Genomic DNA, 15,563 nt, shown 5'->3' with positions numbered 1-15,563 from the left:
TTATTTCATGAGTGGTTTCTGAATTGAGAAATTATTCCCCAACTTAAAAATCTTTACTATTGATATCCCTTAACATTAGACCTATGCAACTGAACTATGCAATAAGGAATTTATTCCTTGTGTCAGCATTGGTGATTTTCTCAATATCCTGTACTTCCGATAAAGAGAATGAAACCAAACAAAGACAGCTCACCGGTAATCCCAAATTAGACAAACTCAAACTGCCGGATGGGTTTGTGGCTGAGCACCTCCTTAGCCCGGGAGAAAATGACGAAGGGTCTTGGGTAGCCATGACCTTTGATGACAAAAATCGACTGATCACAGCGGATCAATATGGGTTTCTCTACAGATTGGTCATCCCAGAGATAGGTGCAGATACACTCACCCCTCAAGTCGAGCGACTAATCATCGGAAACGTAGCAGAACCTCAAGTAGGGATGGGCTATGCACAGGGATTGCTCTACGCATTCAATAGCATCTATGTGATGGTAAACCATAATGGGAATGAGACCTTCGAAGAGAGTACTGGACTCTACAGAATTCAGGATTTGGATGGAGATGATCAGTATGAATCGGTCACCAAAATCAAAGGATTCACAGGCCAACCGGGAGAGCACGGACCGCACAGTATCAAGCTTTCTCCAGACGGCAAGTCACTATACATCGTAGCAGGAAATCATACCGATGTCCCAGAAATGGATGCCTACAGACTTCCAAAGGTCTGGCAGGAAGACAATCTTTTCCCAGAAATCAAAGATCCAAGAGGACATGCCAATAGCAGAATGGCTCCTGGAGGATGGGTTGCTAAAATAGATCCGGAAGGTACCCGCTGGGAATTAATCTCTGCTGGATATAGAAATCCTTTTGATATTGCTTTTAATGAGGTGGGAGATCTGTTTACCTATGATTCTGACATGGAATGGGACTTTGGAATGCCTTGGTATCGACCTACTCGTATCAATCATGTGACCTCAGGAAGTGAGTATGGCTGGAGAACTGGTAACCAAAAGTGGTCACCGAATTATCCAGACAATTTACCGGCGGTTCTAAACATAGGTCAGGGATCACCTACCAATGTGATGTTTGGTACAGGAGCTAAATTCCCAGCCAAATACAGAAATTCTTTATTCGCCTTCGATTGGAGTTTTGGGATGATTTACTCCATGACCTTGACTCCCAAAGGCGGTAGCTACGAGGCAAAAGCTGAAGAATTTATTTCTGGTTCTCCTCTTCCATTGACAGACGGAATTATCGGTCCAGATGGGGCGATGTACTTTATGACTGGCGGAAGAAGATTGGAGTCCGATCTATACAGAGTTTATTACGAAGGAGATATTGAAGGTGATGAAGCGAATGAAGGCGCAATAACGATGGCTGATCTTCCTGCTGAAGCGAAAACCCGTCGTGAACTTGAGAAATTGCACGTTTCCGATGCACCAGCTTCAGGACTTGATCTAGCTTGGTCACACCTGAACAGCGAAGATCGCTTCGTACAATATGCTGCTCGTATCGCGGTGGAGCATCAGCCAGTTTCTTCCTGGAAAGCAAAAGCGCTCGCAGAAAAAGACCCCGTAGTACTCACGCAAGCCATGATTGCGTTAGCTAGACATTCTGAAAAGGGCACAGGCGCACCGATGCTACAAGCCTTGATGGGGATTGATTATAACAGCTTGGATGAGAAAGGCAAGCAGGATTTGCTGAGAGCATTTGAGCTCATCCTAGCTAGACAGGGAGAACCAACAGGAGCTTTAAAAGCTGACCTAATTGCTTATTTGGATGGGAATTACCCAGCAAATAACAATAATCTGGATCGTGCCTTAGCAGTGCTTCTGGTTTACCTGGATGCGCCTGGTGTGGTAGAAAAAACTTTGGCACTTCTTGAAAACGCGAAGGATGATCCTGACTATCAGAAGACCTTCACTTCTTCTCAGGATCTGATCATGAGAAACCCACAGTATGGATTGGATATTGCAAACATGTTGGCAAATGTACCGCCGGCTCAGCAGACCTACTTGGCTACTGTTCTAGGTGGGGCGACTACTGGTTGGACACCTGAACTTCACGAGAAATATTTCACTTGGATTCAGGATGCATTCAAGTACAAAGGTGGTCGTAGCTATGTAGGATTCATCGATAGAGCTAGGAAAATGGCTCTTGGAAATGTTCCAAAGAGCGATTTCGATAGATACAACGAGTTGTCAGGAGCCGCCCTACTTACAGGTAATGGAAACGACCTGGTTAATGCTGACATTCAGCCGACTGGGCCTGGCCGACGATGGACTGTGGAGGAAGCGGAACCTTTGATGGCTGATTTGAGTGGTAGAGACTTAGCAAATGGTAAAGCAATGTATGCTGCTTCTCAGTGTCTTTCTTGCCATACCATGGGAGGTCAAGGAGGAATTATTGGCCCGGATTTGACTCAATTGGGTACGCGTTTTTCACCAAAAGATATCTTACAGGCGACGATCAATCCAAGTGATGAAATCTCTGAGCAATATGTAGCAAGTGTGCTCGAACTCAAAGATGGCAGTTCGGTCATGGGAAGAATCATCAATGAAGATGAAACGAGTTATTCGGTCTCTCAAAATCCATTCTCTCCAGATGTGCTGCGCAAAGTTGCAAAAAGTAATGTGGCTACGGTAAAGGATTCTAAGGTTTCCATCATGATGCCTGGCATGATCAATAGATTGAATGAGGAGGAATTGAAAGATTTGATGGCTTACCTGATATCGGGCGGAAATGCATCTCATGAAGTATATCAAAACAAAGCAACTGCACTAAAATGAGATTTCCAGTTTTGACAAAATATCTAATGCTTGAAGCTACGGCGGCCTTGTTGGTGTTTGGTTATTATGGAGTTCAGTCAGTAAATCCATCAATTGATACTGCCACACTCCCAACAGAGGTTTCGTCGTTTTCTCCTATTCAGAAAGGTTTTGTGCCGATATTCGATGGCAAAACCCTAGACGGATGGGATGGAAATCCGGTGTATTGGTCTGTGAAAGACGGAGCAATTACAGGAGAAATTACTCCTGAGACACTTCTGAAAGCAAATACCTTCCTGATTTGGCAGGGTGGACAGCCCGGAGATTTTGAGCTGAAGGCTGACTTTAAAATATCTGAAAGTGGAAACTCCGGGATCAACTATAGAAGTGAACTAGTAGAAGATGTACCGCATGCATTGAAAGGCTACCAAGCGGATATCGATGGGAAGAATAACTATACCGGCCAAAACTACGAAGAGCGCAAGCGCGCGACATTGGCCTACCGAGGTCAGGAAACTAAAATCACTTCGCAGCCTGATGGGGTTGGAGTGAGGGAGTTTGTTGAGAAAAATGCTTGGAAAGGTCTTAATCTAGAAAAAGAAATCGGGGATCGAGCAGAACTTGGAGCAAAGATCAAATCTGGCGAATGGAACAGTATTCATATTGTGGCAAAAGGAAATGTGCTAAAACACTATGTAAATGGCCAGCTGATGTCCGAAGTTCACGATGAAGATCCTAAGAATAGGATGGCTTCAGGCTATCTCGGCGTTCAAGTTCACGTCGGCCCGCCGATGACCGTTCAGTATAAAAATGTAATGCTGAAGCAATAGTTAGAATCTTGTTATACTATATGCCACATGACCCAGGTTGAGAAACTTGGGTCATTTTTTTCTTTTGATTCAGGTTTTTTAGTTCAAGTCTCTTGACTGGAACCAAGTTGTGCCAAATTTTTTATCAACGGCTTATTACTCCCGTACCTTTTTTATACCTTATTCCTTCGCTTTCACTTCCAACCCATATAGGGCAGGATAGTGTCAAAAGACCTTTTTGATAGCTTACACATCAGTACAAACCCTAAGAATGAACCTCTCAAATCCGATTAATTGGAAAGACAAACTATCCAATTTCCGCCAACTAGGTGGAATAGAAACTTCTATCCTTGATAATGGTGCAGGTCGTGGGACTCGAATCGCTTGGATTAATACCGGTACTGGACTTCGATTTAAAGTCGCATTAGATCGAGGGATGGATATTCTGGATGCATTTCATAACGAACATAGTCTATCTTGGATCAGCCATGCAGGGCATATTGCTCCTCAGCCATTTTCCAATCAAGGAATAGATTGGCTGAGAACTTTTGGGGGAGGTCTGTTGACTACCTGCGGAATTTCTTCCATGGGACCGCCCAATGCGGATGAAACTGGCTCTCGTGGCTTGCATGGCAATTTTAGCAATACTCCGGCGGAATTGATTTCTATCAAACAGCCGAATATCTATTCTGAAAATCTAGACTTTGAGATCGTAGGACTGATTCGCGAGACGACGACTTTTGGTCCAAGTCTAGAACTGAAAAGATCCATCTCAGGAACTATAGGTTCGGCTGAAATAAACATCAAGGACGAGGTAATCAATCGCGGTAATTCGCCGGCCCCTCACATGGTATTGTATCATATCAATTGCGGATGGCCACTGATAGATGATGGGACTAGGATCGTATGGAAGGGTGATATTCAGCCACGAGACCAAGACAGTTCTATGTCAGATTACAACAAAGAACATAAGTTTACTAAGTGCTCAGCTCCGCTGGATTCGCATGCAGGTTTTGGAGAAGATGTAGCTTTCATTAACCCTAAGCCTGATGAAAATGATCAAGTCTCCTGCGGTTATATGAATGATGCCTTGGAGTTGGGCTTGAGCATTTCTTTCTCTAAGAAGCAAATGCCTTGGCTGATCAACTGGCAGCATTGGGGTAAAAATGAATACGTGACGGCTTTGGAACCTGCCACAAACCCACCGATTGGTCAAGCAGCAGCCAGAGAAAACGGCACCTTGATTTTATTGGAACCAGGAGAAAGCAAATCCTACGAAATCAAGATCGAAGTGCTAAAGGGGGCAAAAGTGAAAGCATTTAAAATTTAGAATAACTAAATATGAATTGAAGTGGCTTGAAGAATTTTCAAATGTTTCAATATTCCAATTTTTCAATCAATATCAAATCTCAAATCTATAATCAATAAACCCATGAGTTTAGCAAAGAAAGCCCTCGAACAGGGAGAAGGAATACTCAGATTAACCCCTACTTGGGTGCCACGCTCTTTCTGCGTTCCAGGAAGAAGAATCAAACTTCATCCTGACGATTATTACAGTCTAGGTGGTGAGCGTGGAGGGATCGACGAGCGTTGGTTTTCTTCTACGACGCCAGCTGAAAATGGTCCGCTGACCAGCAAAAATGAGGGCTTGAGCCACATTGCGTACGAAGAGAACGGAAAGACAGAGACCTTTCTTTTGAAAGATGCCATAGAAGAATTAGGCGCTGAGATCATCGGTAGTCGTCTTTGGGATAAGTACAAGTCCTGGCCTATGTATTCTAAGTTTTTTGACAACATGGGGCCGCTTCCGCATCATATTCATCCTAGTGATGAGTTTGGTAAACTGACTGGACAAAATGGAAAGCCTGAGGCTTACTATTTCCCTCCTCAAGTCAATAACCACGGCGGAGATTTTCCTTATACTTTCTTCGGAATAGCTCCTGGTACATCCAAAGAGACAATATTGGAATGTCTTAAGAATTTCAACAAAGGAGATAATAAAATCACCAATTATTCTCAGGCCTTTAGACTTCAGCCTGGTACGGGTTGGAACGTGCCTCCAGGGATGCTTCATGCCCCAGGCAGCTTGTGTACCTACGAGCCACAAAAAGCTTCTGATATTTTTGCAATGTATCAGTCACTAGTAAACGAGGCGATTATTCCGGATGAATTGCTTTGGAATGCCACACCTAAGGATAGAGTGGGGGATTTTGATTTGCTGGTAGAGATGATTGATTGGGATCTAAATGTCAATCCAAACATCATGGATAACCATTACATGGAGCCAATTCCTGTAGAAGATAGAGGAGAAATGAATGCAAAAGGATACGATGACAAATGGATTTGCTATCGTTCTCATGACTACAGTGCAAAGGAATTGACAGTTTTTCCTGGGCAAACGGTTACGATCAAAGATGCTGCAGCTTATGGCATGATCATGATGCAAGGCTATGGGAAAATGAATAATTGGGACATAGAAACCCCTGCTTTGATTCGCTTTGGACAGCTGACACATGATGAGTATTTCGTCAGTGAAAAGGCGGCTCAGGCTGGCGTGAAAATCACCAATCATTCCAAAACAGATCCTATCGTAATGTTGAAGCACTTTGGTCCGGATAACCCGGATTTGAAAGTGGTGGAATAAGGCTGATTTAAGAAGTAGGATTTCTGATTTGCAACAACCTTTCTAGCAGTAAGCATCAACTCTTAAATCAACCAACAACCAACAACCAACAACTAACAACCAACAACCAACAACTAACAACTAACACCCCACAACAATCAACCAATAACCCACATAACAATGAGTCAAAACACTTTCCCCAAACTGCACAATGCTACCTGGCCTGGAATCGTAGGCAAAGGAGCAGATTCTGAACCTGTAATTCCTTTCGACTCACTTCTGGAGATGACAGCAGCAGCTGAAGTTGACGGGGTGAAATTTGACGGAGTCGATTTGGGATTGCTGGAGCCACATTTCAAACTGGATAATTCTGATGAGACCAAAGTCTTAGCGGAGAAACTTCAGAAACATAATTTGGTAGCGGGTTCATTAGTCGCGCCAATTTGGGCGGGCTCTGCGATGGGAACAGCGGATCAACGCCACACTTTTATAGAAATGGTTCGCAAGGCTTGTGAATTCGGCAAAAAGCTAAGAGATCTAGGTGTTCGACCTTATGGAGTGATCAGAATTGATTCGGCTGCAGGGGTAGAAGACTGGGCAAAAGATCCAACTGGAAATACTAAAATCATTGCCGAAACATTCAGAGAAGCTTGCGAAGTAGCGGCTGGTTATGACGAGAAACTAGCGACTGAAGGTGAGATTTGCTGGGGCGCCATGCACAGTTGGAAGCATATGGTGGAGCTACTGGAGATGGTGGATAAGCCAAATATCGGTTTCCAGGCGGACATGTCTCATACATTCCTTTACACCATGGGCTACAATGCTCCTGAGCATAGAATCTTGCCAAAAGACGCCGATCTCAACGATCGTGAGGCGGTGAAATCAGCACTGAAACTAGTGACGGATGCACTGAGACCATGGACGATTGATTTCCATGTAGCGCAAAATGACGGTTCTGTTTTCGGTCAGGGTTCTCATGACAAGACAGGAAGACATTGCCAAGCCACAGATCCAAATGGAGTATTAGATATCACTCATGATGCTGGGTATTGGCTACGTGATGAAAAAGGTGAGCTGACCAAGGCATTTAAGCATATTTGCTGGGATGGCTGTATGTTCCCAAATGAGGTGATGAACAATCAGCAAACCTGGAATGATATCCTGGCGGCATTGGTCAAGGTGAGAAATGCACATGGATGGTGAAAATGATTTGAGATTTGATATTCGAAATTCAAAACTCGAACCACACTATTATAGCTGAATACTTTGCCATGAGGCAATTTCAAATTTTAAATCCTTCAAATTTCAAGTTCATATGAAAGATAAAAAGAAAATAAGAATAGGCTTGATCGGTACTGGACTGATGGGTCGAATACATACAAATGGGTACAAAAGAGTGCCGGATTTTTTTCCAGAATATGAGTATCAACCAGTTCTCCAAGCCTGCTGCTCAAGAAAAGCAGAGCGAGCGGAAGCCTTTATGAAGCAGTGGGATTATGCCTCCTTTGAGACCGACTGGAGGAAGTTAATTGCGAGAGACGACATTGATGCCGTGGATATTTGTACACCAAATGACATGCATGCCGAGATCGCAATAGCTGCAGCCGAAGCGGGTAAAATGATTCTCTGCGAAAAGCCACTTGCCAGGACAGTAGCAGAAGCCGAAGGCATGGTCAAAGCAGTAGAAAAAGCGGGTGTGAAGAACACGGTCTGGTATAATTACCGACGTGTTCCTGCGGTTACTCTGGCAAAAAATATAGTCGCATCGGGTAAGCTCGGAAAGATTTTTCACTATCGCGCAAACTTCCTGCAGGATTGGACGATCAATCCGGAATTACCTCAGGGTGGCGATGGGCTGTGGAGATTGGATGCTGAGGCTGCGGGCTCGGGTGTCACGGGAGATTTGCTGGCGCATTGCATAGATACTGCGATGTGGCTGAATGGAGGGATCAAAGATGTCTCTGCCATGACAGAAACTTTCATCAAAGAGCGAGTGCATCAAGGCACAGGTGAAAAGCAAAAAGTCACAATCGATGACGCTTGTGTTTTTCATTGCCACTTTGACAATGGATCTCTAGGCTTGTTTGAAGCGACTCGATACGCTAGAGGACATAAGGCACTTTATACATTTGAGATCAACGGAGAGCATGCATCCATACGTTGGGATTTGCACGATTTGACTCGTCTGGAATATTTCGATCACAGCGATGATGGCATAGTCAGAGGATGGAGATCTATTCACGTCACTGACGGAGATCATCCCTACATGGGGCGTTGGTGGATTCCAGGAACTTCCATTGGGTATGAGCACTCATTTATTCACCAAGTAGCAGATTTCTTTAAGAGTTTAGAAGATGGCACAGCGTGTCATCCTACTTTCCGCGATGCTTTTGAGACGCAGAAAGTCTGCGAAGCAGTGATCAACTCTGCCCATGAGCGGGCTTGGAAGGACACTGGAGTAGAGTGGGTGGAGAAGGTTTGAAAAGCTTAAGTAAAGAATCAGAAGTCTGTAAATCCAAGTCGAAAGGCTTGGATTTTTTGTGCTCTTAATTTTTAGAAGCTAATGTATCTAAGAATAATTCACCCGTCCTTGAGGTTGAATCTATGATATCTTTCTGTTAGCTTAACAGGTCACAAAATGTTTCCCCCATGAAAAATCATTGGTTTTTAGCCCCATTGGCAGCAGTTTTCTTTTTCGCCTGCCAATCCTCCACTCCAACTGAAACCATCGACTCAGAATCAACAGAAGTTGTGATTAAAGAAGAAGTGAAAATGATACCTATCCAAACACCCAAGGGAGAGTTCAAGGTATTCACTCAGCGCGTAGGGGACAATCCTGACATCAAGGTGCTGCTGCTTCATGGAGGTCCTGGGATGACGCATCAGCAGTTTGCTAATTTCAAAGAATACCTACCCCAAGCGGGAATTGAGTTTATATGGTACGATCAATTAGGCTCGGCACATTCAGATCAGCCGAGTGACTCTACGCTTTGGACCATCGAACGCTTCGTCGATGAGGTGGAGCAGGTTCGGGTGGCTTTAGGTCTCAACAAGGATAACTTCTACCTTTTTGGGCAGTCATGGGGAGGAATTCTCGGAATCGAATATGCGCTGCAACATCAAGAGCAGTTGAAAGGCTTGATTATTTCGAACATGATGGCAGATATTGACGAATACGAAACCTACGCCAAACAAGTCCTTGGTCCTCAAATGCCGAAGGAAGTGTTTGAGGAGGTGATGGAAATAGAGAAAAATGGTGACTTCGAAAACCCCAGGTATATGGAGTTATTGGGGGAACATCATTATCCTTTTCATGTCCTTCGCAAACCCCAAGATCAATGGCCTGCTGAGGTGGTGAAAATGATGGGGGAAATGAATCCTGAAGTTTACGTCTATATGCAGGGATACAGCGAATTTGGCATCACTCCCGGAGCGACCCTGGAGGGATGGGACCGAAAAGCTGATCTGAAGAAAATCACCGTACCTACCTTAGTCATAGGTGCCACGCATGACACGATGGATCCAACTCATATGGAATGGATGTCCAAGGAGTTGCCTAATGGTCAATTTCTACTTTGTCCCGATGGCAGTCACCTCAGCCAGTACGATGATCCGGAGCACTTTTTTCCAGGGTTGATATCTTTCTTGAAAGAAACTAATCAGAAGTAACTCCTTGAGGTGAATATAAAAAACCCGTTCAAGCTAAGCTTGAACGGGTTTTTTACTTTGCACTCATACGAATTAAAAAAACTGCTTCATTTTCTTCAAGCCTGTATTCGCTACTTCCTGCGCATCTTGCGCCCAATAGGTTTCATTGAATAGCTCAAGCGAAAGGATTTTATTTCCCCCCATGGCTTTGAGAATTGCCGCTATTTCCTTCATTGGCCCTATCCCATCTCCCGGATATACTCTATCGCTGTCTTTTTGCTCCAATCTTGGTTTGGATGTGAAGTCATTCATGTGAAAAACTTCGATGGCATTTCCATTGACTAGTTTTAGCCCTTCAAAACCCGATGCTCCTCTGAAGAGGTGATAAACGTCCGGAAGTAAGCGAGCGTCTGGGTCATTGGCCGCTGCCGCGGTCGCCAGACATTGGCCTAGCTGATGAAAGGGAGGAAAAGCGCCCCAGAATTCAAGCTGAGGCATGACACCGGTCTTTCTTCCAAGTGCTAATAACCTAGCATATTGCTCCCCCGCGGCTAGCAAATCGACTGGGTCTGTAGCACCAATCGCCGGAGCTGCTATTCTGGTACAACCGATTTCGGCTAGCATCCCCATCTCCTTTTCCATCTGCTCAAATCCTGCCTTGCTTTTTTCAACGTCCTGAGCCATCCATGGCGCAAATCCAATGGCGTTGAAAGGAGAAATCCCAGCATCACGGAAATGCTTTTTAAGCGAAGTGAGCGATTTGCCAGTTTGCAAATATGCTTCGAGCTCGGAGATCCAGAGTTCGATACCGTCGTATCCAGCTTTGGCAGAAACCTCTATGAGTTGGGGTAAAGTAAGTTTTTGACCACGCAGGGTGCTGGTGTTTAGTGAAAATTGTATCGTTGCATCCTTCTTTTGCGTCGTGGAGGCAAGGGCAGGAGCTAGCGGCAGGGCAGTAGCTCCCAGAGCTATTGATTTAAGTAGGTTTCTTCTTTTCATTATAGGTTTGTTGTAAGTTTATAGCGTTTGATCCATTTATCTACCAAATTCACCGTTCAAATCATTTCCAAATTAAGTGAGTGTTATCTGATCTAGTATAGTGCTTAAATATGCCACAAATAAAATTTTACTTAGCTTTTCTTTTGCTAATTATTGGGTCAGCGAGCTCATTTGCTCAGTCCCAGACCTATTTATCCTTGTACAAAGAGCAGTTACCTTATTTCCAGGAACTCATCACAGGAGGACAATATCGGGAGCCTCCGTTGAATTACGAAGGATCTCCGTATTTCTTAGATAGAAAATTTGGGGAAGGATCGCTCTCAATCAATAGGATTACCTACACTGAAGTTCCGCTATTGTATGATGTAAATGTTGATGTGTTGGTCACTTTTCATCCTATTTACAATCAGAAGATCTTAATAAAGCCAGAGAAGATTGAAGAATTTCAATTGAAGGATGGGAGTGTGTTCAGGAAATTGCCAGGAAATGACTCCTATGGACTCGATAAAAATGGCTTTTATCAAGTGCTGAATGATGGAGAAATTAAGGTTTTGATAAAGCGTACGAAGTATATAGACCCAACCAAGTCTATCGGCAAGTTCACGCATGCTTTTCTAGAAAGGGACGATTATTTCTACTGGTTCGATGATGAATTTGTGCTTATTCGAAAGAAAAAGCAGGCTATTAAAAGTTTGGGCTTAAGCAAAAAAGAAGTGAAAAAACATTTAAATGGTAGATCTATTTATTTTTCTGTAGATAAAGAAAAATACATCTATGAGTTAGCTGCTCTTAGAGAAAGTCAAGCAGAACCCTTCAATGGTTTTGTAGAATGAAAAAATACCTACTACTGATCTTGGCTGCATGCTTATTCTCTGGAGTAAAAGCGCAGACCTCTACCCCAAAGTTCACAGGAACCTACTTGGGAATGTCCTTCGAAAGATTTGCAGAGAAGATCGAATCGGAGTCTTACTATAGATTTTACTTCAAAAAAAGCGAAGTGGACACTATTCAAGTAAGCCTACAAGCGACTGACTCAGATATCCGAATGATTTTGAACCAAGTGTTTGCTCAGACTGGACTAACTTATAGCATAGATTCTTCTCATAGGATTTGGGTGACCAAAGGCAAAAAAATCCAAGTTGAATTTCCCAAGGATTATTTCCAAGTTCAAGAAAGACAGGATAAGCTAGCCAAAGCCGGGGATTCCCTGGGCGCATTTGACAAGAATAAACGCTTTGTCATAGGGAGTTCAGCTACAAATCCTCAATCCAAAACAGCAACTCTCAGCGGGATAGTGACGAGCATTGAGTCTGGCAAGCCGATGACTGGCGCGATAGTGTTGGAAAAGGTCGATTATCAGCAAGTAGCTACCGATAGGAACGGGTCATATCAATTGATTCTTCCAAAAGGAAGGCATACGATCTGGGTGCAGAATATTGGAGGTTTTCAAGAGCAGCGACAGATTGACTTGAAGGGAGATGGGGTTTTGAATATGAGTATAGAAGAGTCTATTCTTTCTCTGGATGAGGTGGTGATCAGCTCGGGAGCCCTTTCGAATGTCAATAAACTGGACATGGGAGTCCAATCAATTACTATAGCCGAAGTGAAAAGACTTCCTGCCGTGATGGGTGAAGTAGATGTGCTTAAAGGTATTTTGACTATGCCCGGCGTCAATACAGTGGGTGAAGCTACCTCAGGATTTAATGTGCGCGGCGGTGCAGCTGATCAGAATCTGATTTTGTATGGTAATTCTACAGTTTTCAATCCTACCCACGCTTTCGGATTTTTCTCGGCCTTCAATGCCGACATCGTAGATGCAGTTGAGCTTTATAAAGGATCAGTACCAGTCAATTATGGAGGAAGGCTTTCCTCTGTGTTGCAGGTTGATCCTAAGTTTGGAAGGTCTGATAAAATAGGAGGTTCTGGTGGGATTGGTATTCTTACCAGCAGGCTGAGCTTAGATGGGCCTATTGGCGACAAAACTACTTTCATGATCGGCGGCAGGACTACTTACTCCGATTGGGCGCTAGATCTTTTGGAAGAGGAAGCTGATTTGAATGATAGCAGAATCACTTTTTACGATATCAATGCAAATATTCAACATACGATCAACGAGCAAAATACCCTGGAATTGACAGCTTATTTGAGTCAGGATGATTTTCAGTTTGATCCGGATACGACTTATTCATACCAGAATATCAATATAGCCTTGGGCTGGAAGCACTTTTTCAATGATGAGTTGGAAGGAAGATTCACTGTGGGAAGTGACAATTATGAGTTTGGAATCATTGGGCAGGAGAATCCCTTGAATTCCTTTGCTTTTGGATTTGATGTAAATCAGCTTTTTGCCAAGGCGGATTTTGAATACAGGAAAAGCGATCGGCATATCCTGAACTTTGGTGTTCATGGTATCCAATACCGGCTAAACCCAGGCAGAAATCAACCTTATGGTCCTGAATCAATCGTGTTGGATCAGGAATTGGACGAGGAAAATGCACGTGAAATATCTCTTTATTTTGGAGATGAATTCACGATCTCTGAGAAGCTTTCAGTCAGCTATGGAGGCAGATATATGCTGTATCAGCTTCTCGGGCCAGCTACGGTGAATCTCTATGTGCCCGACGCTCCCATTACTGACAGTAATTTGATAGGAGAGGAGTCTTATGGAGATGGCAAAACTATCCAGACCTATCATGGCCCTGAGTTCCGTGTAGCTGCCAGATATACGCTGGACAATAAATCTTCTGTGAAAGCTGGATTCAATACCATGAGACAGAATATTCACTTGCTGTCAAACACCTCTTCCATAGCACCTACAGATTCCTGGAAACTGAGTGATACGTACATCAGGCCACAGACTGGAGGACAGGCTTCCGTGGGGTATTACCGAAATCTTGCTAAAAATCAGCTGGAGTTTTCTACCGAAGTGTACTACAGATACATGGCCAATCTGCTGGATTACCGCTCTGGAGCAAACATTGTTCTCAATGAAAGTATAGAGCAGGATGTGCTGAACTCAGATGGAAAGGCTTATGGTATTGAGTTATTATTGAAGAAAAATACTGGATCGCTGAAGGGCTCTTTGGCCTACACGTATTCCCGCTCACTGATGAAAACATCCGACGAGCCAAGCATAGAGAAAATCAACGATGGAGAGTATTATTCTAGCAATTTTGATCAGCCACACCACTTGGTATTGACGGCCAACTATGAGTTGAACAAGCGGGTAAATACTTCTCTAGGCGTAAACTACAGTACTGGAAGGCCAATTACTTTGCCTATTTCCAAGTTTGATTATGCAGGCTCTGAGCGAGTTTATTTCTCAGAGAGAAATTCCTATAGAATTCCCGATTATTTCAGAGTGGATTTTTCTATCAACATAGAGGGAAGTCACAAGATCAAAAAACTGGCTCATTCCTCCTGGTCACTTGGCGTCTATAACGTCCTCGGAAGAAGCAATCCTTATTCGGTTTATTATACTCCTGTCCAAGGCCAGCTTAGAGGATATCAACTGTCCATATTTGCGCAGCCTATTCCATTTATTACTTACAATTTCCGCTTCTGATGAATAGAGTAATTATAATTTCGATAATCAGTTTGCTCTTCTTCACTGCCTGTAGAGAGCCATTCGATCCGGAGATTGATCCATCTGATTTGTCAGTGTTAGTGGTGGAAGGATACTTGGATTCGGAAGGATTGTCAAGCATTTTGAAGCTCAGCTACACCCGAAATATCCAACCTGATGATTCATTTACACCTATTTATCCGGGGGCATTTGTAACATTAAGGTCCGAATCAGGAGCTGATTACCCGCTTACAGCTCTGGGAGAAGGGCGGTTTGAATTTGCCTATGATATCCCCGAAGATGAGGAATACAGGCTGTATATAGCTACCGATGATGGGAAAACCTACACCTCTGATTTGTTAAAGCCTATTCTTACCCCTGAGATAATAGATGTAGGTGTAGTGAAGAATGAACTTGGAGCTGAGATATACCTCACCACGAAGGGAGATGAGAATGCAGATGATTTCTTATGGACCTATGAGGAGACATACGCTTTCAGGCCAAAAGTATCCACCGTGTACAAGTATGACGAGGATGCTCAGGATGTAGTGCTCAGGCGTCCGGATGAGAGAACTGACCTTTGCTATAGAGGGGAAGTGAGTTCAGATTTGATATTGGAGACATCTTCCCGATTTGAGGATCAATTTGTATTTAGGCAGTCTATCACTCAGATCTTGCAAAATGACGAGCGACTTGCACTCCGGTATAGTATTTTGATTTCTCAAAAAGCCCTGGATAAGAAAGCATCAGAGTTTTGGGAGATCCTTCGGAAAAACACAGATGATTTGGGGTCGATTTTTAGCCCTTTGCCATCCAATATTGGAGGGAATTTAACCAATGATCAAAATCCAAAAGCTCCAGTAGTGGGATATGTTAGCTTGGGAAAGGTGCAGCAAAGACGCCTGTTTGTGGATGTGCAGGAGGTGATGCCTTGGAGAGCAGAGGAGCCGGCTTATGCTGGTTGTTTTGTAGCATCTGATACAGTACTGAAGGCAGATTATCCAAATGTGTTTTTTGGAGGAGGTTTTGTGCCTGTGACGCCGATCTATCCAGATGGCGACTTTAATCCAATAGGATTTCAACCTTCCACTAGAAGATGTACTGACTGCACACTAAGAGGAACTAATGTAAAACCTGATTTTTGGGAAGATTAA

11 protein-coding genes are annotated in these 15,563 nt (G+C 43.6%); 10 read left to right on the top strand and 1 reads right to left on the bottom strand.

The annotated features are described in order from the left end of the window. The first annotated feature begins 83 nt into the window (after window positions 1-83). From ABJH64_RS03220 to ABJH64_RS03190, 7 genes are all read left to right on the top strand, one after another. Window positions 84-2,786 (top strand): c-type cytochrome, encoded by a 2,703-nt coding sequence (locus tag ABJH64_RS03220; protein WP_348299399.1) that lies wholly within the window; start codon window positions 84-86, stop codon window positions 2,784-2,786. Continuing rightward, on the top strand, window positions 2,783-3,595 hold the full coding sequence (locus ABJH64_RS03215; RefSeq protein ID WP_348274107.1) for a DUF1080 domain-containing protein: 813 nt from the start codon (window positions 2,783-2,785) through the stop codon (window positions 3,593-3,595). Before ABJH64_RS03220 ends, ABJH64_RS03215 begins: the two co-directional genes overlap by 4 nt. Before the next feature lie 250 nt (window positions 3,596-3,845). Further along, window positions 3,846-4,904 (top strand): aldose 1-epimerase family protein, encoded by a 1,059-nt coding sequence (locus tag ABJH64_RS03210; protein WP_348274108.1) that lies wholly within the window; start codon window positions 3,846-3,848, stop codon window positions 4,902-4,904. Window positions 4,905-5,006: 102 nt separating this feature from the next. After that, entirely contained in the window at window positions 5,007-6,218 is a 1,212-nt protein-coding gene (locus tag ABJH64_RS03205; protein WP_348274109.1) for a hypothetical protein, read from the top strand. Window positions 6,219-6,377: 159 nt separating this feature from the next. After that, window positions 6,378-7,400, top strand: coding sequence for a TIM barrel protein (locus ABJH64_RS03200; RefSeq protein ID WP_348274110.1), 1,023 nt, complete (start codon window positions 6,378-6,380; stop codon window positions 7,398-7,400). A gap of 112 nt (window positions 7,401-7,512) precedes the next feature. After that, a complete protein-coding gene (locus ABJH64_RS03195; RefSeq protein ID WP_348273927.1) occupies window positions 7,513-8,679 on the top strand; it encodes a Gfo/Idh/MocA family oxidoreductase in 1,167 nt (388 codons plus the stop codon). A 167-nt stretch (window positions 8,680-8,846) separates the two neighbouring features. Further along, the gene (locus tag ABJH64_RS03190; protein WP_348273926.1) at window positions 8,847-9,866 is read left to right on the top strand and encodes a proline iminopeptidase-family hydrolase; all 1,020 of its coding nucleotides are present in this window, start codon (window positions 8,847-8,849) and stop codon (window positions 9,864-9,866) included. A 72-nt stretch (window positions 9,867-9,938) separates the two neighbouring features. Here ABJH64_RS03190 and ABJH64_RS03185 read toward each other — a convergent pair whose 3' ends face one another. Next, window positions 9,939-10,844 carry a sugar phosphate isomerase/epimerase family protein gene (locus ABJH64_RS03185; protein WP_348273925.1) on the bottom strand — a complete coding sequence of 302 codons (906 nt, stop codon included), beginning with the start codon at window positions 10,842-10,844 and terminating at the stop codon, window positions 9,939-9,941. Between the two features lie 110 nt (window positions 10,845-10,954). Between ABJH64_RS03185 and ABJH64_RS03180 the strand changes: the two genes are divergently transcribed. The 3 genes from ABJH64_RS03180 to ABJH64_RS03170 are packed head-to-tail and all read left to right on the top strand — an operon-like array spanning window position 10,955 to window position 15,563. Next, window positions 10,955-11,677, top strand: a complete 723-nt coding sequence (locus tag ABJH64_RS03180; protein ID WP_348273924.1) for a hypothetical protein — start codon at window positions 10,955-10,957, stop codon at window positions 11,675-11,677. Continuing rightward, window positions 11,674-14,409, top strand: coding sequence for a carboxypeptidase-like regulatory domain-containing protein (locus ABJH64_RS03175; protein ID WP_348273923.1), 2,736 nt, complete (start codon window positions 11,674-11,676; stop codon window positions 14,407-14,409). Before ABJH64_RS03180 ends, ABJH64_RS03175 begins: the two co-directional genes overlap by 4 nt. Next, the gene (locus ABJH64_RS03170) at window positions 14,409-15,563 is read left to right on the top strand and encodes a DUF4249 domain-containing protein (protein WP_348273922.1); all 1,155 of its coding nucleotides are present in this window, start codon (window positions 14,409-14,411) and stop codon (window positions 15,561-15,563) included. The genes ABJH64_RS03175 and ABJH64_RS03170 overlap by 1 nt, the downstream gene beginning before the upstream one ends.

It is taken from the genome of Algoriphagus sp. (assembly GCF_039969895.1).
GTDB lineage: Bacteria > Bacteroidota > Bacteroidia > Cytophagales > Cyclobacteriaceae > Algoriphagus.
The sequence above is the reverse complement of the archived record's forward strand: the minus strand, read 5'-3'. Positions and strand labels throughout refer to the sequence as shown.